Raw genomic sequence first — 21,793 nt, 5'->3', positions numbered from 1 at the left:
TTGACGGAGCGTTCCCATGCCTGTGCTTGTCCCGATACATCCTGATGAAACCCTGCGGTCCAGCACGTTCATCGCCGAGGGCCTGCTGAACCCACGCGGCGTCTGCCTGCAGGCCGATGGCAGCCTGCTGCTGGCCGAAGCCGGCTCGGGCCTGGCCGAACAGGCCTTCAGCGGCCGCATCAGCCGACTGCGACCGGACCCGCGCGCCCCCGGCGCCTACCTGCCCCGGGAAACCGTGGCCCAAGGCTTTCGCGCCATGAACATGCAGGCACGCATGTGGCGCGACGAAATCATGGGCCTGTCTGACATCGCCTGCGGTGATGGCCGTTGCCTGGCCAGCCAGACCGACTACGTCGGCGGCTCGCGGCTGCTGGACCTGCGGTTCACGCCGCCCGAGCCGGTGTTTCACAGCCACGGCAACCTCAATGCGCTGTGCTACCACCCGACCCGTCGCAGCTGGCTGGCGGTGAAGCCCGACAGCAACCAGCTGGTGGAGTTCGCCGACGGCCAGCAGGAGCATGTGCTGGTGGCATTGCCCGAACTGGACCAAGGCCAGGAGGCCGTGCCTGTCACGCTGGTGTACGAGCCGGCCACCGACGCGGTGCTGATCAGCCTGTTCTCCGGCGAGCTGCACGATGATCCAGGTCGCCGGGGCATCGACTTCGCCGACAAGGCAGGCCAGGTGATCCGGGTTTGGCCGGACAGTGGCCGGATCGACATCGTGATCGCTGGCCTGCAGCTGTCCACCGGCCTGGCGTTGGACCGCGACGGCAACCTGCTGGTGCTGGAGCTCTGCGACAGCCTGCAGCAACCCTTGACGCCCGACTGGCAAGGCGAACCGCGGCATGGCGGTTTTACCCGTTTCAGCGGGCGGCTCCTCCATTGCAATCTGCAAACGCAGCAGGTGACCGTGCTAGCCCGTGACCTGGACACCCCTTCCAACTTGTGCCTGGTAAAGGATGCTGTGCTGGTGAGCGAAGGCATGGGGCTGGTGGGGCGGGCACTGCCGACACCGGGAGGCGAGGTGGTGCCGTTGACTGGCAGGCTTCGGCGGGTGCAGTTGTAATTAGCTGCATCGGCATTCTGAGCGCGGCCGATTGACCGCTGTATCTCAGGCTCCATCCTGAGCCTGAGATACGGTGCCATGTGATCTTCGAGCCTCAGTGACGCACCGCACGAAAGCGTTCGACGTCGAGCATGCGCGGGCACGATGCGTCGGGAAGACGGAGCGCTTTTAAATCATACTATTTAGTGAAAATATCGTACAAAACCTGCACGCAGGCCTGAAATATATGATCAAAAGTGCTTTCATACATGGCACGTAGTACACAATCAATTCTGCAAGAACACCTGCGCCATCAGCATGGAAGGCGGCAACGTGAACGCCGCCTACCGCCTGGCCGCGATCACCGGACCGGACGTGCTGCTGGCCATCGCCGACTCCCCGGCCTCGCCGCTAAGGCCTGGTGGCCGGGGTCATGGCGCGCAACAAGGAGGCGGTGAAACTGGCCACCAACCTCACTGAAAGCGTGCTGTCGTATTTGCATGTGCCAGGCGACAAGTTCACCAGAAAGTAAGCCGCGCCGGGCAGCATGGTCGTCGTGCGGGAGCGGACGTACCGGTTGGCCCGATACATCCGTTTTTGCAGCTTCAAATCAAAGGACCTGCGCAGCAATGGCCGTTCAGTCCTTGAGCTTCGCCGCCAACTCCCGGACCCGCTCGAGGTCGGCCTTGGCCACCTTGGCCAGGCCAGCCCCGTAGTCCGCATCCGCCTTGTAGAAGAACGACAGCATGATGTAGCGGCTCTGCTCGTCCGCCGTCGCCAGTGCCTGGCCGAGGCTGTTGATCAGGTCGGTCTGGTCCTTCTTGCCGTAGGAACGGAACAGCTCGCCCGCCTGCTTGAAGTTCTGCTCGCGCTGGATCTTCGCCTGCTGGGTGCTGCCGCTCAGCGGAGTCTGCACATAACGCGCGTCGGCCTGCTCGTCACGCGGCTGGCGGCGGCTCGGCTGGTAGTTCACGCCGCTGTCGGTGTGCCCGGCGTTCATCGCGCCATCCTGGTTGACAGTGTTGACCTCGGCACGCGGGCGGTTCACCGGCAGGCTCAGGCCATTGGCGCCGATACGGTACATCTGGGTATCGGCGTAGGCGAACAGACGCCCCTGGAGCAGGCGATCCTCGGATGGCTCGATGCCCGGCACCAGGTTCGACGGCGCCATGGCCACCTGCTCAGTCTCCTGGAAGAAGTTGTCGACGTTGCGGTCGAGCACCATCTGGCCGATCTTGCGCTCCGGCACGTCGGGCCAGATCTTGGTCGCGTCCAGCGGGTCGAAGTCGAACTTGGCCAGCTCCTCGGGCTTGAGCACCTGGATGTACAGGTCCCATTTCGGCAGCTTGCCCTGGTTGATCGCACTGACCAGGTCGTGGGTCATATGGCTGTAGTCGCGACTCTGGACCTCGGCGACCTGTTTCGGGTCGAGGTTCTTCTGCCCTTGCAGGCTCTTCCAGTGGAACTTGACGTAGTGCACCTGGCCCTTGGCGTTGACCAGCTTGTAGGCGTGCACGCTGTTGCCGTCCATCTCACGGTAGCTGGCCGGCGTGCCTTCGTTGGAGTACAGCAGGGTCAGGGTGCGGGTGGCTTCCGGTACATGGGAGAAGAAGTCGAAGCGGCGCGAATCGTCATCGAGGTTGTTGCGCGGGTCCGGCTTGAAGGCGTGGACCATGTCCGGGAACTTGATCGCGTCACGGATGAAGAAGGTCGGGAAGTTGTTGCCGACCAGATCCCAATTGCCGTCGGCGGTGTAGAACTTGGTGGCGAAGCCGCGCGGGTCACGCAGGGTTTCCGGCGAGTGGTTGCCGTGCACCACCGAGGAAAAGCGCACGAACACCGGGGTCTTCTCGCCGGGGCGGAACACCTTGGCCATGCTCAGGTCGCTGATGTCGGCACTGGCGGTGAACTGGCCATGGGCGCCGGTGCCGCGAGCATGCACCACGCGCTCGGGAATGCGCTCACGGTCGAAACGCTGCAGCTTCTGCAGCAGCTGCACGTCCTGCAGCAGCACCGAGCCGTTGGGGCCGGCGGTCTGCGAATTCTGGTTGTCGCCCACCGGCGCGCCGTTGTCACGGGTCAGGGTGGCGGCCTGCACGGACAGCGACAGCAGACTGGCGGCGAGGCTGCCCGCCACCAGCAGGCGACCGGGTTGGAACAGCTTGAGCAAAGGGATCATGGGGTACTCCTAAGGGTTCTTTTCAGGCGTCTTGATGCGCCTCGAAAAGGGTAAGGAGCCTGTCACCGATCACTAAATTGATCCTGCTCATCAGGGCAATGGGTAATTTCAATCCTGTTTTTTATTCGTGAATGCTATAGGCAGGCAAAGCAGGCCTGGCCAAGTTCGCTAGAAGTCCACCTTGCCGCGCCCCGCCTTGATCGTGCCGCGCCTGGACTTCGAATCGAGGCGGCGGGTCTTCGAACCGAGGGTCGGCTTGGTCGGCCGGCGCTTCTTCTCGACCTTGCCGGCACCGATGATCAGCTCGGCCAGACGCTCCAGCGCGTCCGTGCGGTTCTGTTCCTGGGTACGGTACTGCTGGGCCTTGATGATCAGCACGCCATCACCGGTAATGCGGCTGTCGCGCAGCGCCAGCAGCCGCTCCTTGTAGAACGCGGGCAGCGATGAGGCCGGAATGTCGAAGCGCAGGTGCACGGCGCTGGAGACCTTGTTGACGTTCTGCCCGCCGGCGCCCTGGGCGCGGATGTAGGTCAGTTCGATCTCGGCATCCGGCAGATGCACGTTGTTGGAGATGGTCAGCATGGTGCGCCTCTAGTGATAGCGCGGCCATTATCGCATCTCCTTGGCGCTCCGGGGTGTCAGGCCTGTGCCATGCGCCGCCGGTACTGCCTGGCGCGAATGGCATCGGTCCATTGCTGGCGCAGCAGTGCCCACCAAGGCGAAACCCCGGGTTCGGGCGCCTTGGCCTCGCTCAGCCTGCGCAGCTGGAACTTGACCATGGCCATGTTGCCCAGCGAAGCCAGCGCCTTGTTCTTCCAGGTGATCGGGCGCAGTTCCGGCACCACCACCTGCCCCGCCTGCCACGCACGGGGCAAGGCCGGCGCAATGGCCAGGGCGGTGCCGATGCCGACCATCTCGACGCCGCTCTGCATCACCTGCTCGGCAACCGGTCGACGGCGAATACCGCCGGTGACCATCACCGGCATCTTCGCCACCGTGCGGATGTCCCGAGCGAACTCCAGGAAGTACGCTTCACGCGCAAGCGTGCGGCCATCCCGGGCCTGGCCCTGCATCGCCGGCGCCTCGTAGCTGCCACCGGACAGCTCCACCAGGTCGACCGCCAGCTCATTGAGCAGGTGCACCACCTGCCGGGCATCGTCAGCACTGAAGCCGCCGCGCTGGAAGTCCGCCGAGTTGAGCTTGACCGCCACGGCAAAGCCCGGCGACACCACCGCGCGCACCGCCTTGACGATCTCGAGAAGCAGCCGCGCGCGGTTGTCCAGGGAGCCGCCCCACTGGTCGGTGCGCTGGTTGCTCAGCGGCGAAAGGAACTGGCTGAGCAGGTAGCCATGGGCCGCGTGGATCTGCACGCCGCTGAAGCCGGCCTGCTCGGCAAGCCGTGCGGAGTTGGCGAAGCGCCGGATCACCTCGTCGATCATCTCCGGGGGCATCGCCCGCGGGGTGGCGAAATGCCTGGACATGTTGCCCAGGTCCAACGCCACTGCCGACGGGGCCCAGGTCTGCTGCCCGAGGCTCGCCGGCATCTGCCGGCCGGGGTGGTTGATCTGCAACCAGAACTGCGCCCCCTTAGAGCGGCCAACGGCGGCCCACTGGCGAAAACGCTCCAAGTGCCGGTCATCCTCCAGCACCACGCCGCCGGGGCCGGTCATGGCGCGCTGGTCGACCATGACGTTGCCGCTGATGAGCAGTCCGGCGCCGCCCTGTGCCCAGGCCTGGTAAAGGCGCATCAGCCGATCCGATGGCGCATGGTCGGCATCGGCCATGTTTTCCTCCATGGCGGCCTTGGCGATGCGGTTGGGGACGACCGCGCCATTGGGCAGGGTCAGGGGGGAGAACACGTCCATCGGCAATACCTCGAGAAAGTGGCGTTGCGCAGACGTTAGCCTTGAAGCCAACTTTAAGGTCAAGCCCTGGATTGGCGAACATTTGAGCATTGACTCTCAAGTTGGGTTGAACGTTAGGGTGATTGCGCAGTGACTGCCTCTACCCACCCCTGGAGATACCGCACCGTGAAACTCGCAAGCGCAACCGCCTTGGCCAGTGCCCTGCTGATGCCCGTCGCCTACGCCGCCAATGGCCTCCCTGAACACGCCGAAACCACGCAGATCGACATTGCAGGGCGCTCGGTGCCGGTGCTCAAGGGCGGGCTGTACGACCGCTACCGTTCCAACCCGCCGCTGGCCGTGATCCAGGCCGAGGCGCCGGGCATCGACCTGAGCTGGTTCAAGGGCCTGGAAAAGACCCGGGTCGACATGGGCTTTACCTCCTATTCGCCGAACTTCTACTACAGGAACAGCCGCGTCACCGCCGTCTATACCGCCGACCTGGACCGCCTGCGCGCCCTGATGCCCGCCGAAGTGCTGGAACACGTGCAGCCGTTGCAGGTGTGGCCGGGGCGCGGGCTGGTGGCGTTTACCGCCTACACCTATGACTACTGCGACAACGACAGCTACAACGAGATCGCCCTGTCGATCATCACCAGCAAACCCGGCAAGGCGAATCTCGGGCCCTTCTCCCTGATCGGCCAGTCGATGTCCAAGGATTTCTGGGGTTATGTGCTCAAGCTGCCGGTCAATACCGAGCTGGCGCGGGTGCGCGGCGTGGTGGGCTACAACCTGCCCAAGTGGCTGACCGCGATCGACCGCCGCGAGGATGCGCGGGCTGTGATCTACGACATTGGCGATGCGCAGAGTGGCAAGGTGGATGTGATCTTCAGGGCGAAGAAGCTCGACGGGCTGTCCGATGAACCGGGCCTGGTGACCAACAGTTTCACCAACCTCGACCACCAGGGCCAGCTGGCCTACGGCTACGCCACCTCGCGCCAGACCCTGCATGCCTCGAGCATAAGCGGGGATTCGGCGCAGCTAGTGCTGGGGGATGGCGAGCTGTCGCGCTATATCCGCGATCTGCAGCTGGGGCGAATGGTCAAGTACGAGTATGTGCCTGAGTTCCAGAGCGCGTTGTATGCGCCCAAGCCGTTGGCGGCGCTGGCCTCAGGCGACTGAGACGGAACTGACGGTGATCGCCTCATGTAGGAGATTCCTCAGCCCTGCGGACTACGCTGTCGCGCAGGGAACTGTTATCCCTGCGCGACAGCGCAGCCCAAAGGGCTGGGCGAGCGCCTACACGTCAGTAGCTCGCCGCGCCTTGTCCTGGGCGAGCTCCTCGCGCAACCGCTCCAGCACCCGTTGCGAATTGTCCACGCAACGCATGCCCTCGGGCTTGCTCTCGATCCCCTCGATCACCAGCAGCAGCTGCGCCTTGTTGCGCGCCAGGCGCTCCTGCAGCCGCTCGATCTCCTCGACCTTGCGCTTGAGCCCGCCCAGCAGTTCGTCATGCTGCCAGCCCTTGGCCTTGGCCGGCAGCAGCTGGCGGATTTCCTCCAGCGAGAATCCCGCAGCCTGGGCGTTAGTGATCATTTCCAGCACCCACACCGCGTCGGCGTCGTAGTCGCGATAACCATTGGCCTTGCGTTCGACCGAGCTGATCAGCCCGCTGGCCTCGTAAAAACGGATACGCGACGCAGCCAACCCTGTGAGTTTGGCCAGCTCTCCTATTCTCATGCGGCACCTTTGAAATTGTATTGACCTTCAAGCGCACTTTAATCCTAGAGTTGTCCGGTGGCCAAGTGAACCGTCACCGGCCTGCCCGCTCCACACCCTGGAAAAAGGAGAAGCACAATGGGATACGTCACATGCAAAGACGGTGTCGAAATCTTCTACAAGGACTGGGGGCCGCGTAACGCCCAGGTGATTTTCTTCCACCACGGCTGGCCGCTCAGCGCCGATGACTGGGACGCCCAGCTGCTGTTCTTCGTCGCCGAAGGCTATCGCGTGGTCGCCCACGACCGCCGTGGCCATGGCCGCTCAAGCCAAGTCTGGGATGGCCACGACATGGACCACTATGCCGACGATGTGGCCGCAGTGGTCAAGCACCTGGGCGTCGAGGGCGCGATCCATGTCGGCCACTCCACCGGCGGCGGCGAGGTGATCCACTACATGGCCCGCCATCCCGAAGACAAGGTGCCCAAGGCCGCGATCATCGCTGCGGTTCCTCCCTTGATGGTCAAGACCGACAGCAACCCCGGCGGGCTGCCCAAGTCGGTATTCGATGACCTGCAGGCCCAGCTCAAGGCCAACCGGGCGCAGTTCTATCACGACATTCCGGCGGGTCCGTTCTACGGCTACAACCGCCCCGGAGCCAAGGCGGACCAGGGGGTGATCCTCAACTGGTGGCGCCAGGGCATGATGGGTGGCGCCCAGGCGCACTACGACGGCATTGTCGCATTCTCCCAGACGGACTTCACCGAGTCGCTGAAGAAAGTCAACGTCCCGGTGCTGGTGATGCATGGTGACGACGACCAGATCGTGCCCTACGACAATTCAGGGCCACTGTCGGCCAAGTTGCTGCCCCAGGGCATCCTGAAGACCTACAAGGGCTACCCCCACGGCATGCCGACCACCCACGCGCAAGTCATCAACCAGGATCTGCTGGCGTTCTTCCGCGCCTAACCGACGGGTCAACGTCCGACGTCGATCCTGAGATCGGACGTTGGCCCGAATGAACCTGTCCCGTCTCCCAACGCTCTGAGCTTTTAACCCCCAAGGTCAAGGTGCGCCATGGAGCTGATCGTCGCCCGCCCCGAGGGCCTGTACTGCCCTCCCGGTGATTTCTACATCGACCCGTGGCGCCCGGTGGACCGGGCGGTCATCACCCATGCCCATGGCGACCATGCCCACCGGGGCAATCGTCACTACCTGGCAGCCGCGCCCGGCGCGGGCATACTGCGCGCCCGACTGGGCGAGGACATCGACCTGCAGACCCTGTCCTACGGCGCCCGCCTGGAGCATCGTGGCGTTACCCTGAGCCTGCACCCGGCCGGCCATGTGCTCGGATCGGCCCAGGTGCGCCTGGAGTACCATGGCGAAGTATGGGTCGCCTCGGGCGACTACAAGGTCGAAGCGGACGGTACCTGCGAGCCCTTCGAGCCGGTGCGCTGCCACACCTTCATCAGCGAATCGACCTTCGGCCTGCCGATCTATCGCTGGCAAGCCCAAGCCCGCCTGTTCGCCGACATTGATGCCTGGTGGCGCGCCAATGCCGCCGCCGGACGCGCCAGCGTGCTGTTCGCCTATGCCTTCGGCAAGGCACAGCGAGTTCTGCATGGCATCGATGCCAGTATCGGCCCGCTGCTGGTGCACGGCGCCGTCGAACCGCTGAACCGTGTCTACCGCGAGGCCGGCATACACCTGCCCGATACCTTGTCCGCCACCGCGACCACCCGGGGGGATCCGCTGCTGCGCCAGGCATTGGTGCTCGCCCCGCCGTCGGCCGCCGGCAGCACCTGGCTGCGACGGTTTGGCGACTACAGCGATGGCTTCGCCAGCGGCTGGATGCTGCTGCGCGGCGCCCGGAGGCGGCGCGGCGTGGACCGCGGCTTCGTGCTCTCCGACCATGCCGACTGGCCCGGCCTGCTCTGGGCCATCGAGCAGAGCGGGGCCGAACGGGTGATGGTCACCCACGGCCAGGTCAACGTGCTGGTCCGTTACCTCGGTGAACGTGGCTTGGATGCCCGCGCCTTCCACACCGAGTACGGCGAGGAAGACGACACCCTGGAGGCACCCGCGCCATGAAAGCCTTCGCCGACCTCTACGCCCGGCTCGACGCCACGACTTCGAGCAATGCCAAGCTTGCCGCGCTGCAGCAATACTTCGCCAGCGCCCCACCGGCCGACGCCGCCTGGGCGGTTTACTTCCTGGCCGGCGGACGCCCGCGGCAAGTGGTGCCGACCCGTCTGCTGCGCGAGCTGGCCATTCAGCGCTGCCAGTTGCCCGAGTGGCTGTTCGAGGAAAGTTACCAGGCGGTCGGCGACCTGGCCGAAACAATCTCGCTGCTGTTGCCCGAGTCGCCTCAGGCTTCGGAGCACAGCCTGGTATGGTGGCTGGAGCAGTTGCTGCCGCTACGCGGGCTGCCTCCGCAAGCACTGGGCGAACGCCTGCAGCAGCTTTGGGCGCTGCTTGACCGCCAGGGCCTGATGGTCAGCCTGAAGCTGCTCACCGGCGCGTTTCGCGTCGGCGTCTCGAAACTGCTGGTGACCCGGGCGCTGGCCAGCCTGGCCGGGGTCGACGCCAAGCGCGTGGCGCAGCGCATGGTGGGCTATACCGACCTTTCGCACCGGCCGACGCCGCAGCGCTACCTGGCCCTGATTGCCCCTGAATCCCACGAGGAGCACGCCCAGCGTGGCGGCCAACCCTACCCGTTCTTCCTGGCGCACCCGCTGCAGGAGCCGGTCGAGCGGTTCGAGGCCTTGCTCGGACCTGCCCAGGATTGGCTGGTGGAATGGAAATGGGACGGTATCCGCGCCCAGCTGATCAAGCGCGACGGGCGTGGCTGGCTCTGGTCGCGCGGCGAGGAGCTGATCACCGAGCGTTTTCCCGAGCTTGCCAACCTGGCCGCCGCGCTGCCCGAAGGCACGGTGCTCGATGGCGAACTGGTGATCTGCAAGGACGCCGTCGGCGACGGGTTTGGCGTGCAGCCGTTCGCCTTGCTGCAGCAACGCATCGGCCGCAAGACGCTCGGCAGGAAGCTGCTAGAGGAGTTGCCGGCAGCCCTGCTGGCCTATGACCTGCTGGAATGGCAAGGCCAGGATTGGCGCAACCGCAGCCAGGATCAACGTCGGGCACAGCTGGAACAACTCGTCGACGAAGTCGGCGACGCGCATTTGCGCCTGTCGCCCAGGCTGGGTGGCGAAGACTGGCTGGCGCTGGCCCGTCAGCGCGAGTCCTCCCGTCAGCTCGGCGTCGAAGGCATGATGCTCAAGCGCCGCGATTCGCTGTACGGCGTCGGGCGCACCCGCGACCTCGGCGTGTGGTGGAAATGGAAGATCGACCCGTTCAGCGTCGATGCGGTGCTGATCTACGCCCAGCGTGGCCATGGTCGCCGCGCCAGCCTGTACAGCGACTACACCTTCGCGGTGTGGGACGACAGCGCCCCGGGCGAGCGCGTCCTGGTTCCGTTCGCCAAGGCCTATTCCGGCCTCACCGACGATGAAATGCGCAAGGTCGATGCGATCATTCGCAAGACCACCGTGGAGAAGTTCGGGCCGGTGCGCAGTGTCACGCCGACTCTGGTGTTCGAACTGGGCTTCGAAGGCATCTCCCTGTCCAGGCGCCACAAGAGCGGCATTGCGGTGCGCTTCCCGCGCATGCTGCGCTGGCGCACCGACAAGACCATAGAACAGGCCGACACCTTGGCCACGCTGCAGGGGCTGCTCTGATGGTGACGGCGAAACGGCCACGGCCTTCGTCGACCTGGTTCGCCGAGCGAGGCTGGAAACCCTTCGCCTTCCAGAAGGAGGTCTGGCAGGCCGTCGATCAGGGCGAGTCGGGCCTGCTGCATGCCGCCACCGGTGCCGGCAAGACCTACGCGGTATGGTTCGCCGCGCTGGATCGCTTCGTCCAGCCAGCGGCGCTGACAACGCGTGGGGCCAGGAAACCAGCCTTGGCCCCGCTGACGGTACTGTGGATCACGCCGATGCGCGCGCTGGCTGCCGATACGGCAAAAGCCCTCCAGGCGCCCCTTGATGCGCTCGGAATAGACTGGCGCGTCGGCTTGCGCACCGGCGATACCGGTAGCGCCGAACGTGCGCGTCAGGGACGGCGACTGCCCAGCGCCCTGGTCACCACACCGGAAAGCCTGACCCTGCTGCTGACCCAGGCCAGTGCCCGCGAAGCCTTCGCCAGCCTGCGCATGGTGGTGGTCGATGAATGGCACGAACTGCTGGGCAACAAGCGCGGTGTGCAGTTGCAGCTGGCACTCGCCCGTCTGCGCCGCTGGCAACCTGGCCTGCTGGTCTGGGGGTTGTCGGCCACGCTCGGCAATTTGCAACACGCCCGGCAGGTGCTGATGCCCGCCGGCCGGCTGGTGCAAGGCCGCACCGCCAAGGACCTGCGCATCGACACCCTGCTGCCGGCTGTGTTCGAGCGCTTTCCCTGGGCCGGCCACCTGGGTCTGCGCATGCTCGGACAGGTCATCGCCGAGCTGGAGGGCAGCGCCACCACGCTGGTGTTCACCAACACGCGCTCGCAGGCGGAAAACTGGTACCAGGCGCTGCTCGAGGCCCGCCCCGACTGGGCCGGGTTACTGGCTTTGCACCATGGTTCGCTGTCGCGCGAGGTGCGCGACTGGGTCGAGCAGGCCCTCAAGCTCGGCCAGTTGAAAGCGGTAGTGTGTACCTCAAGCCTGGACCTTGGAGTGGATTTCCTGCCGGTCGAACGGGTGCTGCAGATCGGCTCGGCCAAGGGCGTGGCGCGCCTGATGCAGCGCGCCGGGCGATCCGGTCACGCACCGGGGCGAGCGTCCCGGGCGACCCTGGTACCGACCCATGCCCTGGAGCTGCTGGAGGCCGCCGCCGCGCGCACTGCGGTGGCCGAAGGCAAGGTCGAGGCGCGCCAGGCGCCCGAACATCCGCTGGACGTGCTGGTCCAGCACCTGGTGAGCATGGCGCTTGGCGATGGGTTTCATGCCCAAGAGCTGCTCGCTGAGGTGCGCGAAGCCTGGTCGTACCGGGCGTTGACCGACGCCCAGTGGCAGTGGGCGCTGGCGTTCATCCGCCATGGCGGCCATTCGCTCACCGCCTACCCTGACTTTCGCCGTGCCGAGCCGGACGCCAGCGGCCTCTGGCAGGTACCCGACGCGCGGCTGGCGCGTCGTCACCGCATGAGCGTCGGTACCATCGTCAGCGACGCCAGCCTCACGGTGAAGTTCTGGGGCCGAGGCGGCAGCGGCTCGCTGGGCACCATCGAGGAAGGCTTCATTGCCCGCCTGCGCCCTGGGGATACGTTCCTGTTCGCCGGTCGCTCCCTGGAACTGGTGGAGGTGCGCGAAATGACGGTCTACGTGCGTCGCTCAACCCGCCGCAAACCCGCCATTCCCCGCTGGAACGGCGGGCGCATGCCGCTTTCCGGCGAGCTGGCCGATGCCATGCTGGCCAAGCTGGATGCAGCGGACCAGGGCGTGTACGACGGCCCGGAAATGCAGCTGCTGCGCCCCCTGCTGCAGGTGCAGAAAGCCTGGTCGGCGTTGCCCGGCAAGGACACCTTGCTGGCGGAAACGTTGAAGTCGCGCGAGGGCTGGCACCTGTTCCTCTACCCCTTCGCCGGACGCTCGGTCCATCTGGGGCTCGCCAGCCTGCTGGCTTGGCGGCTGGCGCGAAATGTGCCCCTGAGTTTCTCGATCGCGGTCAACGACTACGGCCTGGAGCTGCTCTGTGCCAGCGCCATTGATTACGCCGAAGCCCTGACCCCAGCCTTGTTCGCCAGCGACGACCTGCTGCCTGAGGTGCTCGCCAGCCTTAACGCCGGCGAGCTGGCACGACGACGCTTTCGCGAAATTGCCCGGGTCGCCGGACTGGTGTTCACCGGCTATCCCGGTGCGCCCAAGAGCGCCCGGCAGCTGCAGGCCTCGAGCGGGTTGTACTTCGATGTGTTCAGACAGCACGATCCGGACAACCTGTTGCTCACCCAGGCGCATCAGGAGGTACTCAGCCAGGAACTTGACGTAACGCGCCTGGACCAGACGCTGCAGCGCCTGCGCGGACTGCGCCTGCTGGTAAGGCCGCTACGGCGCGCGACACCGTTCGCCTTCCCGCTGCTGGTGGAGCGGTTCCGCGAAGGCCTCAGTTCGGAAAAACTGGCGGACCGCATCCAGCGCATGGTGGCCGAGCTGGAAGAGGCGGCCGGAGACGCGAGCGGCACGGGCACGGCCCTGGCGCCGCCACGGGTGGAATGTGCACAGCCTCAAGCCGCAGCCCAGAGGCGACACAAGGATGGCCGACCCCGGCCGAAACGTCAGGCACGGAACAACGAGCCATGACCCACCCCGTTCACCAGGTCGTACAGGTGGCCGGCAGCGAACTCTGGCTGCTCGCAGGCAAGGCAGTGTGGTGGCCTGAGCAACGTACCTTGCTGGTCGCCGACCTTCATCTGGGCAAGGCCGCCGGTTACCGGGCGCTGGGCCAGCCGGTGCCCAGCGGCACCACCGCTGAAAACCTGCAGCGTCTTGACACCCTGCTGAGCGGCTTCGCCTGTCGACAGCTGGTGCTGCTCGGTGACTTCCTGCACAGCGCGGCGGGGAGGACACCTCGCACACTGGCGGCGTTGGCCGAATGGCGCGGTCGCCATCGCGCACTGCCGATGCTGCTGGTGCGCGGCAACCATGACCGACATGCCGGCGATCCGCCTGCGCAGCTGGGCATCGAGGTCGTTCCCGAGCCCCTGCTGCTCGGGCCGTTCGCCCTGCAGCACGAGCCGATCCCGTTTCCAGGCCGTCACGTGCTGGCGGGCCATGTGCATCCTGCGTATCGCTTGCGTGGCCGGGGCCGACAGCAGGTGCGCCTGCCCTGTTTCAGCGTGAGCGAACACCTGACCCTGCTGCCAGCATTCGGCAGTTTCACCGGCGGCTTCACCGTGCAGGCCACTGTCGGGCAGCGGGTTTTCGTCATCGGCGACGGCGGGATCTGGGAGGCACCGTGAATAACCTTCGTGTGAAAAAGTGTCAACCGCGCGCCAACTTTAAATATATTTACATATTGATAACACCGATTTACATCGGCTCACTACCCATTAAAATTATTTCACTAAAAACATTAATATCGCGCACAACAGTTAATTGAATTCACGTTTCAACGGACCGACAATCAATCAGCGCCCTGGTCCACGACTGGCGTGGCAACGGGGTGCTCGCCCTACACCGAGCACTTCATCTTTTATGTCAGCGTCTGCGCTTTTTAATTAAAAGAAAAGACGCGCGCCCATGCAATTGTGTTGCAGCCGCACCGTACACAAAACTTTTACATCCATTCCATGGCATGTAGTACGGGCAAAACATCTACCGAGGAAAACTATGAACACCCCAGCCACCGGCGCGCCCGACACGTTCAACGCAACGCAGGAACGTATCCTGCTGACCGGCGCCACAGGTTTTCTCGGGGGCGCCGTCGCCGCCCGGATGATCGCCGAAGGCCAGGCCAGCGCCCTGTGCTTCCTGGTCCGCGCTGACAACTCGGCCCAGGGCCTGCAGCGCCTGCGCGACAACCTGCGCCAACACGGCGTCGATGAGCGCCAGGGCTTGGCACTGAGCGAGGCGCAGATCATCTGCGGCGATTTTCTCGACACCGCCTGGCTGGCCCGCGAGACCCCACGGCTGATGCAGATCGACCGGGTAATCAACTGCGCCGCCGTGGCGTCATTCTCGAAGAACCCCAACATCTGGCCGGTGAACGTCGAGGGCACCTTCGCCTTCGCCCAGGTGCTGAGCCGCTCCACGCGCCTGAAGCGCTTCCTGCACGTGGGCACCGCCATGTGCTGCGGCCCGCAGCGGGAGTCGCCGATCAGCGAATCCTGGGAATTCCCTGAGGCGGCCCAGCAACTGGTGGACTACACCGCCTCGAAGGCGGAGATCGAGCGACGCCTGCGTGAAGCGCTGCCCGCCCTGCCCCTGGTGGTAGCGCGGCCGTCCATCGTGGTCGGCCATCGCAGCCTCGGTTGCCAGGCGTCGGGCAGCATCTTCTGGGTGTTCCGCATGGGTTTCGCCCTGGAAAGCTTTACCTGTGGCCTCGACGAACAGATCGACGTGATCCCGGTCGACTATTGCGCCGAGGCGCTGATCGGCCTGGCTCTCAAGCCGCGCCTGGGCCATGACCTGTACCACATCTCCGCCGGCCACGGTTCGGCCTGCACCTTCGCCGAGATCGACCAGGCCTTTGCCCTGGCCAATGGCGCGCAACCGGTGGGCGAGCGTTACCGCAAGGTCGATGTCGACGACCTGAAGTCGCTGGCCGGCCGCTTCGAAGCCCGCATCGGCCCGGCCAACCCGCGCCTGGTGCTGCGCGCACTGCGCCTGTACAGCGGTTTTGCTGACCTCAACTACCTGTTCGACAACAGCCGGTTGCTGGAAGAAGGCATCGCCGTGCCGCCACGCTTCACCGACTACCTGGACGTGTGTGTCAGGTCGTCCAGCGGCGTGAGCATCGCCACGCAGATGCAGTGGGATTTCAAGTAAGAACCCAAGCCATTCACCGTTCCTACAGGGAAAACAGTCGCTGGGGGTAATTTACTTAACATATTCATGAGGCGCATGATCACCACACCTCCCGTGGAGGTCATGCTGCCGCCGTATGCCTTTCGAGATGGAATTTCTGGCAGCCTGAAGCAACACCCTGGCAGCCCCAGGCAAGACACCTACCTGTCGTTAGGTGCTCAATGCCTGTAACCGCCAGCGCTTGTGCAAGCCCTGCTGTCCAACAATTCCAACTGTCCAGGCTGCGCCATGATCAACATCGAAACGCCCACGTACTACACCGCCACCAAGAAGTACAACCTGAGCTTCCCCACCCTGGAAAGCGACATCGAGGCCGATGTCGTGGTGATCGGCGGCGGCTTCTCGGGCATCAACACCGCCCTGGAACTGGCGGAGAAAGGCATCACCAACGTCGTCGTGCTCGAAGCCCGCTACCTGGGTTTCGGCGGCACCGGTCGCAATGGCGGGCAGATCATGGCCGGCATCGGCCACGACCTGGAGAAGATCAAGGGCAGTGTCGGCGAAAAGGGCCTGCGCGAGATCTTCGAGATCAGCGAACTGGGCGCCGGCATCATCAAGGACCGCATCGCCCGCTACCAGATCGACGCCGACTTCTGCCACGGCTACGGCTACATGGGCTTCAACGCCCGCCAGGAAAAGACCCTGCGCGCCTGGGAAAAGGACTTCAAGGCGATCAACGGCAAGGACGAGATTCGCTTTCTCGGCGGCTCGGAGGTCAAGCAGATCATCGGCTCCGACGCCTACAGCAGCGCCCTGCTGCACATGGGTGGTGGCCACGTGCACTCGCTGAACCTGCTGCTCGGCGAGGCCCAGGCCCTGGCCGGCCACGGCGCGCGGATCTTCGAGCACAGCCCGGCCCTGGAGGTGCGCTACGGCGAGCGGATCACCGTGCGCACCGGACGCGGCTCGGTCAAGGCCAACAAGCTGCTGTGGGCCTGTGACAGCTTCCTCAACAAGCTCGAACCCGAGCTGCATGCGCGCACCGTCAACACCTACGCCTTCCAGCTGATGACCGAGCCACTGCCGGACGAACTCATCCAGCGCATCAGCCCGATTCGCGGCGCCTACAGCGACATCCGCCCGGTAATCGACTATTACCGCGTCACCCGCGAGAACCGCCTGCTGTTCGGCGCCGCCACCCCGTTCGTGGAACACATCCCGAAGGACCTGAAGGCCTGGAACCGCAACCTGATGCTGAAGATCTTCCCCTACCTCAAGGACGTGCGCATCGACCTGGCCTGGGGCGGGCCGATGGCCACCAGCGCCAACCTGTTCCCGCAGATCGGCACCCTGAGCAACCGCCCCAACGCTTTCTACGTGCAGGGCTATTCGGGCTTTGGCGTCACCCCCAGCCACATCATCTGCAAGATTCTCGCCGAAGGCATGAGCGAAGGCTCCAGCCGCTACGACCTGATCAGCTCGGTCAAGCATGCGCGCATCCTCGGCAAGGACCATATCCGCCCGCTGCTGCTGACCGCCGGCAAGACCGTGCATCAGCTGTCGGGCTTCTTCAACGGCCGCCGTTGATTCCTTTTGAACAAGACCAGGAGAACCACCATGACCCTCACCGCCGTCCGCCAGGGTGTGCAACTGTCCGAACTCGACGCCTGGGGCACCGTTGCCGACCTGGGCTCGACCATCCTCGAAGGCGAGGTCAAGTGCTACGGCAAGATGACCCACGGCGCCCCCACCGATCCGCTCAGCAGCGCCTACTTCGGCACCACCCAAGGCAAGTTCCGCATGGTCTATCCGTTCAGCGAGCAGGCGGTGATCGTGACCGGCGAGATCCAGCTGACCGATGAATCCACCGGTCAGGTGACGCGCTACAAAGCGGGTGATGCCTGGTTCGTGACCAAGGGCACGCCGGTGCTGTGGGAAGTGCTGAGCGAGACCTTTGTGAAGCATTACCTGGCGATTGCCTGATACCTCCCTATGGGAGCGGGCTTGCCCCGCGATAGCGGCTGCCGGTACATCCTCGTCAGGCAGACTGATGCTATCGCGGGACAAGCCCGCTCCCACGCCTATGACGCTTCAGGCACTGTATCCTGCATCTGCAGGATGGTCTTACCCCTCCCCACTTGGCGATACTCCCCCCAGGCCCTGACAACAACAAGAACGTCGCAGCCAGGTACCGCCCATGTCCGATTTCCTCGCGTCCCCAGGCTTCACGCTGTTCAACGCCCTGGTCCTGGAACTGCAGCGCCTGGCCCAGGAACAGCCGCTGCCAAGCTTCCATGACCGCATGCTCGAACGCGCCGGCGAGCTGATCCCGTTCGACAAGGCCTGGTGGGGCCGCGCCGCGCTGGTCGATGGCTTGCCCCACGAACACAGCAGCCATGTCTACAGGCTGCCGCCTGGTTACGTGCAGGACTGGCAGTCGATTCGCCACCAGGACATCACCGTGCAGCAGGTGCATGCCCAGCCGGGCCGCTCGGTGATCGTCGACAGCCAGGCCGACGACGCCCCCGAGGGCCTGCGCTGGCTCGGCGCCCGCCACGGTTTCGGCGAGTTCCTGTGCATCATCCATATCGACCCACAGACCCGCCTCAGCGTGCACCTGACCCTCTACCGGGCCCACGGCGCGGCCAGCTTCACCGCCCACGAGCGCTTGCTGCTCGATCACCTGATGCCGCACCTGGTGGCCGCCGAGGGTGCCAACCAGATCCGCGCCCTGGTGGCACTGCGCGAGGCGCTGGACGGCGCCAACACCCTGTCGCTGGCCGTCTGCGACCGCCAGGGCACCCTGCACCACGCCGAACGCGGCTTCGTCGAGCGCCTGCTGCTGGAATGGCCGCGCTGGAGCGGCCCGCACCTGCCGGCCGAGGTCAGTCCCGCCAGCTACCGTGGCCAGCACCTGCAACTGGACGCCACCGCCGTGGGCGACCTGTTCCTGCTGGCCGCCCGGCCCCGTTCGGCCCTGGCCCAGCTCAGCGCCCGCGAGGCGGATGTGGCCGAGCGCTTCGGCGGCGGCGGCACCTACAAACAGATCGCCCGCGAACTGGGGGTGGCGCCCAATACCGTGCGCCACCACATCCGCAGCATCTACAGCAAGCTGGGCGTGAACAGCAAGGCCGGGATCACCCAGCTGCTGCACCACCCTCCGCTCTGACCCCTTCCTGACGCCCTCCAGCCCGCCAGCCTGGCTCGCGGGGTTGGGGCGCCTTTGCCCGCTGTTCGCCAACCACAACAACAAAGGAACACGCCCATGCCCGACCCTCGCAGCCGCTGGCTTGCCTTGGCCCTCACCCTGGCCGGCGCCCATGCCCAGGCCGCCGACCTCAATGCCCGCGATTTCGTCAGTGCCCCGGTGGGCACCCGCCTGGGGGTCGCGTACCTGCCGCTGACCCGCGCCAACGACTACCATGGCGCCGCCGACGGCAACGGCAAGGCCGACCTGGCGGTCAACGCCTTCGCCTATCGCCAGTTGTGGTTCACTGACATCTGCGGCACGTTGTGCACGCCGCAGTTCATCGTGCCCTACGTCGACACCGAGGCGCGCCTGCCGGGTAGCGACGGCCACACCCGCGAGCGCGGCATCGGCGATCCGCAGGTCGGTGGCACGCTGTTCTTCATCAACGATCCGCAAAACCGTACCTACAGCGGGCTGCTGGCATTGCTCAGCGTGCCGGTCGGCGAGTACCACGCCAGCAACCCCGGCGTATCGCCCGGCGCCAACCGCTGGGCGCTGCACCTGAACTACAACTACACCCAAGGCGTGGGCGAACGCTGGCTGCTCGAGGCCAATCTCGAAGCACAGTTGTACGGCCGCAACGACGATTACTTCGACAACGAGCTCAAGCAGAAGCCGCTGTACCGCCTGCAGGCCTTCGCCTCCTACGACTTCACTCCCACCACCTACGGCGCCCTGCGCCTGATCCACGCCGACGGCGGCCAACTGGAGCTCGATGGCCGGCACCTGGACAACAGCCACCAGCGCGACACCCAGGTCGGCTTCGAGCTCGGCCATTGGCTCGACCGGCGCAACCAAGTGCTGCTCGGCCTGACCCGCAATGTTTCCACCGACAACGCCTACGCCCAGGACAACCTGCTGCTGCGTTTCGTCCACGTCTTCTGAGGAATCGCCATGCCTGTCTTCACTGCTATCGGCCTGCCACCGCTGCGGCTGCTGGCCATCGTGCTGTTCGCCGCCGTGGTGCCCTGCGTGCTGATGACCGCGCCGGCGGTCGCTGGCCAGTACGCCGCCCAGCTGGGCCTCGGGCCGGCGCGTGTCGGCCAGCTGTTTTCCGCGGAGCTGGCGGCCATGAGCCTGGCCACCCTGCCCGCCTACTACTGGCAGCCCCGCTGGGACTGGCGTCGGGTGGCGCGAGGCGCGGCGCTGCTGTTCATCCTGGCCAACCTGGCCTCGACCGGCTGCGACAGCTACCTGGCGCTGATGGCCCTGCGCGTGCTCAGCGCCCTGGCCGGCGGCACGCTGATGGTGGTGTGCATCGCCAGCGCGGCCAGCAGCCGGCAGCCCGACCGGGTGTATGGGCTGTGGGTCAGCGGCCAATTGATCCTCGGCGCCGTGGGCTTGTGGCTGCTGCCGCCGCTGTTCGGGGGATTCGGGCTCAAGGCCCTGTACCTGGGCCTGGCGCTGCTGATGCTGCTGTGCCTGCCGCTGGCCGGCGCCTTTCCGGCCTCGGCCGCGCCCGGCCCGATGAAACCTGCGCACGCCCCGCTCGAGCACCGCTGGCTCCCGGGTCTGTGCGGACTGCTGGCGGTACTGCTGTTCTACACGGGGCTCAGCGCGGTGTGGACCTTCATCGGCAGTATCGCCGCCAGCGCGGCGATCGACCCGGGCAGCAGTGGCCGGATCCTGTCCATCGCCACCCTGATGGGCATTGCCGGCTCGCTGTGCGCCACGCTGATCGGCCCACGCTGGCCGCGCAACCTGCCTCTGGCCTTGGGCATCGGCCTGATGGCGCTGGCCGTCGCCCTGCTGCTGGGCAGCCCCGACCTGCGCCGTTTCGCCCTGGCCGCGCTGCTGTTCAAGTACTGCTGGACCTTCGCCCTGCCGTTCATCCTCGCCTGCCTGGCCGACCACGACCGCGCCGGGCGTCTGATGAACAGCGCCAACCTGGTCATCGGTGGCGGCCTGGCCCTGGGCCCGGCCATCGCCGGCCCGCTGCTCGAATCGCGCCACGGCATGCCCGCCGTGCTGCTCGGCAGCATCGGCTGCCTGCTGCTGGCGTTCATCAGCCTGATGCTCGCCCGCCTTAACCGTTCCCCGCTCACCACTGGAGTCCACCCATGAGCCGCCGTACCGCGTTTTTCTCCGACGAACTGTGCTTCTGGCACAGCGCCGGGCTGCATGCCCTCACCCTGCCAGTCGGCGGTTGGGTGCAGCCCCCCGCCGCCGCGGGCTTTGCCGAGTCGCCGGAAACCAAGCGACGCCTGAAGAACCTGATGGACGTCTCGGGCCTGTCGCGCCAGTTGCTGCAGCGCAGCGCCGAAGCCGCCAGCGACGCCGACCTGCTGCGCGTGCACCCGTCGCATTACCTGGCGCGCTTCAAGGCGCTGAGCGATGCCGGTGGCGGCGAACTGGGGCTGCAGGCGCCGATCGGCCCGGGCACCTTCGAGATCGCCAGGCTCTCCGCTGGCCTGGCCATCGCCGCTGTTGACGCGGTACTGCGCGGCGAAGCCGACAATGCCTACGCGCTGTCGCGCCCGCCGGGGCACCACTGCCTGGCCGACCAGGCCATGGGCTTCTGCTTCCTGGCCAACATCCCCATCGCTATTGAGGCGGCCAAGGCACGCCACGGCCTGGGACGGGTGGCGGTGATCGACTGGGACGTGCACCACGGCAACGGCACCCAGTCGATCTATGCCCAGCGCGGTGACGTGCTGACCGTGTCCCTGCACCAGGAGCATTGCTACCCACCGGGCTACAGCGGCGCCGATGAACGCGGCGTGGGCGATGGCGAGGGCTGCAACCTGAACATTCCGTTGCCGGCCGGTACCGGGCATGCGGGTTACCTGCAGGCGATGGAGCAGATCGTGTTGCCAGCATTGCAGCGCTTCCAGCCGGAGTTGATCGTGGTGGCCTGCGGCTATGACGCCAACGCGGTCGATCCGCTGGCGCGGATGCTGCTGCACAGCGAGTCGTTCCGGGTCATGACGCGGATGCTGCGCGAGACCGCCGAGCAGCTGTGCTCAGGGCGATTGGTGATGGTGCACGAGGGTGGGTATGCCGAGGCCTATGTGCCGTTCTGTGGGTTGGCGGTGATGGAGGAGTTGGTGGGGGTGAGGACAGCGGTGGAAGACCCGATGCTGGCATTCATCGAGTTGCAGCAGCCGGGGGCGGAACATGGGTGTTTTGTGGCGCAGTACGTAGAAGGGCTGCGAGCGCGTCTGGTCTGACTGCATCATCGTGGGCAAGCCGCATCGGCGCACCGCCGCTCCCACAGGTTCGATGAGAACCTAGTCGGAGCGGGCTTGCCCCGCGATGT

Annotated in this window: 18 protein-coding genes and 1 pseudogene; 15 read left to right on the top strand and 4 right to left on the bottom strand. The window is 65.8% G+C overall.

What is annotated here, in order from left to right:
* Positions 1 to 16: 16 nt before the first annotated feature.
* Positions 17 to 1,066 carry a hypothetical protein gene (locus tag AC25ND_RS09300; RefSeq protein WP_486976252.1) on the top strand — a complete coding sequence of 350 codons (1,050 nt, stop codon included), beginning with the start codon at positions 17 to 19 and terminating at the stop codon, positions 1,064 to 1,066.
* A gap of 270 nt (positions 1,067 to 1,336) precedes the next feature.
* Positions 1,337 to 1,577: pseudogene (locus AC25ND_RS09295) on the top strand (MurR/RpiR family transcriptional regulator); the annotation flags it as partial.
* A 105-nt stretch (positions 1,578 to 1,682) separates the two neighbouring features.
* Here the strand turns inward: AC25ND_RS09295 and katB are convergent.
* From katB to AC25ND_RS09280, 3 genes are all read right to left on the bottom strand, one after another.
* Positions 1,683 to 3,224, bottom strand: coding sequence for a catalase KatB (katB, locus tag AC25ND_RS09290; protein WP_028688799.1), 1,542 nt, complete (start codon positions 3,222 to 3,224; stop codon positions 1,683 to 1,685).
* Positions 3,225 to 3,392: 168 nt separating this feature from the next.
* Complete coding sequence (arfB, locus tag AC25ND_RS09285) at positions 3,393 to 3,806, bottom strand: alternative ribosome rescue aminoacyl-tRNA hydrolase ArfB (RefSeq protein ID WP_062362244.1); 414 nt, start codon at positions 3,804 to 3,806, stop codon at positions 3,393 to 3,395.
* Positions 3,807 to 3,862: 56 nt separating this feature from the next.
* A complete protein-coding gene (locus tag AC25ND_RS09280; protein ID WP_062362241.1) occupies positions 3,863 to 5,089 on the bottom strand; it encodes an NADH:flavin oxidoreductase/NADH oxidase family protein in 1,227 nt (408 codons plus the stop codon).
* Positions 5,090 to 5,296: 207 nt separating this feature from the next.
* On the opposite strand from AC25ND_RS09280, the gene AC25ND_RS09275 reads away from it, so the two are divergent.
* A complete protein-coding gene (locus AC25ND_RS09275; protein ID WP_236248135.1) occupies positions 5,297 to 6,250 on the top strand; it encodes an acetoacetate decarboxylase (ADC) in 954 nt (317 codons plus the stop codon).
* 117 nt (positions 6,251 to 6,367) lie between these two features.
* Here the strand turns inward: AC25ND_RS09275 and AC25ND_RS09270 are convergent, their stop codons facing one another.
* A complete protein-coding gene (locus AC25ND_RS09270; protein ID WP_486976251.1) occupies positions 6,368 to 6,808 on the bottom strand; it encodes a MerR family transcriptional regulator in 441 nt (146 codons plus the stop codon).
* A 117-nt stretch (positions 6,809 to 6,925) separates the two neighbouring features.
* On the opposite strand from AC25ND_RS09270, the gene AC25ND_RS09265 reads away from it, so the two are divergent.
* The 12 genes from AC25ND_RS09265 (at position 6,926) to AC25ND_RS09210 (ending at position 21,704) form a co-directional block, all read left to right on the top strand.
* Entirely contained in the window at positions 6,926 to 7,756 is an 831-nt protein-coding gene (locus AC25ND_RS09265) for an alpha/beta fold hydrolase (RefSeq protein ID WP_236248121.1), read from the top strand.
* A gap of 108 nt (positions 7,757 to 7,864) precedes the next feature.
* Positions 7,865 to 8,878 carry a ligase-associated DNA damage response exonuclease gene (locus AC25ND_RS09260; protein ID WP_486976250.1) on the top strand — a complete coding sequence of 338 codons (1,014 nt, stop codon included), beginning with the start codon at positions 7,865 to 7,867 and terminating at the stop codon, positions 8,876 to 8,878.
* Positions 8,875 to 10,521 carry an ATP-dependent DNA ligase gene (locus tag AC25ND_RS09255; RefSeq protein ID WP_486976249.1) on the top strand — a complete coding sequence of 549 codons (1,647 nt, stop codon included), beginning with the start codon at positions 8,875 to 8,877 and terminating at the stop codon, positions 10,519 to 10,521. Before AC25ND_RS09260 ends, AC25ND_RS09255 begins: the two co-directional genes overlap by 4 nt.
* Positions 10,521 to 13,118 (top strand): ligase-associated DNA damage response DEXH box helicase, encoded by a 2,598-nt coding sequence (locus AC25ND_RS09250; RefSeq protein WP_486976248.1) that lies wholly within the window; start codon positions 10,521 to 10,523, stop codon positions 13,116 to 13,118. The genes AC25ND_RS09255 and AC25ND_RS09250 overlap by 1 nt, the downstream gene beginning before the upstream one ends.
* The gene (gene pdeM, locus AC25ND_RS09245) at positions 13,115 to 13,777 is read left to right on the top strand and encodes a ligase-associated DNA damage response endonuclease PdeM (RefSeq protein WP_247284517.1); all 663 of its coding nucleotides are present in this window, start codon (positions 13,115 to 13,117) and stop codon (positions 13,775 to 13,777) included. The genes AC25ND_RS09250 and pdeM overlap by 4 nt, the downstream gene beginning before the upstream one ends.
* A 370-nt stretch (positions 13,778 to 14,147) precedes the next feature.
* Entirely contained in the window at positions 14,148 to 15,305 is a 1,158-nt protein-coding gene (gene cprA / locus AC25ND_RS09240) for a cationic peptide resistance protein CprA (protein WP_028688791.1), read from the top strand.
* Between the two features lie 267 nt (positions 15,306 to 15,572).
* The gene (locus AC25ND_RS09235; RefSeq protein WP_028688790.1) at positions 15,573 to 16,871 is read left to right on the top strand and encodes an NAD(P)/FAD-dependent oxidoreductase; all 1,299 of its coding nucleotides are present in this window, start codon (positions 15,573 to 15,575) and stop codon (positions 16,869 to 16,871) included.
* Between the two features lie 30 nt (positions 16,872 to 16,901).
* Positions 16,902 to 17,267, top strand: coding sequence for a cupin domain-containing protein (locus AC25ND_RS09230; RefSeq protein ID WP_028688789.1), 366 nt, complete (start codon positions 16,902 to 16,904; stop codon positions 17,265 to 17,267).
* 214 nt (positions 17,268 to 17,481) lie between these two features.
* Complete coding sequence (locus tag AC25ND_RS09225) at positions 17,482 to 18,453, top strand: helix-turn-helix transcriptional regulator (RefSeq protein WP_036985706.1); 972 nt, start codon at positions 17,482 to 17,484, stop codon at positions 18,451 to 18,453.
* Positions 18,454 to 18,549: 96 nt separating this feature from the next.
* The gene (locus tag AC25ND_RS09220) at positions 18,550 to 19,419 is read left to right on the top strand and encodes a transporter (protein WP_486976247.1); all 870 of its coding nucleotides are present in this window, start codon (positions 18,550 to 18,552) and stop codon (positions 19,417 to 19,419) included.
* A 9-nt stretch (positions 19,420 to 19,428) separates the two neighbouring features.
* Entirely contained in the window at positions 19,429 to 20,598 is a 1,170-nt protein-coding gene (locus tag AC25ND_RS09215; protein ID WP_486976246.1) for an MFS transporter, read from the top strand.
* The gene (locus AC25ND_RS09210) at positions 20,595 to 21,704 is read left to right on the top strand and encodes a class II histone deacetylase (RefSeq protein WP_028688785.1); all 1,110 of its coding nucleotides are present in this window, start codon (positions 20,595 to 20,597) and stop codon (positions 21,702 to 21,704) included. The genes AC25ND_RS09215 and AC25ND_RS09210 overlap by 4 nt, the downstream gene beginning before the upstream one ends.
* The last annotated feature ends 89 nt before the right edge of the window (positions 21,705 to 21,793 follow it).

The sequence above is a fragment of the Pseudomonas sp. P110(2024) genome (assembly GCF_057480795.1).
This window is presented reverse-complemented; position numbering and strand designations above follow the sequence as displayed.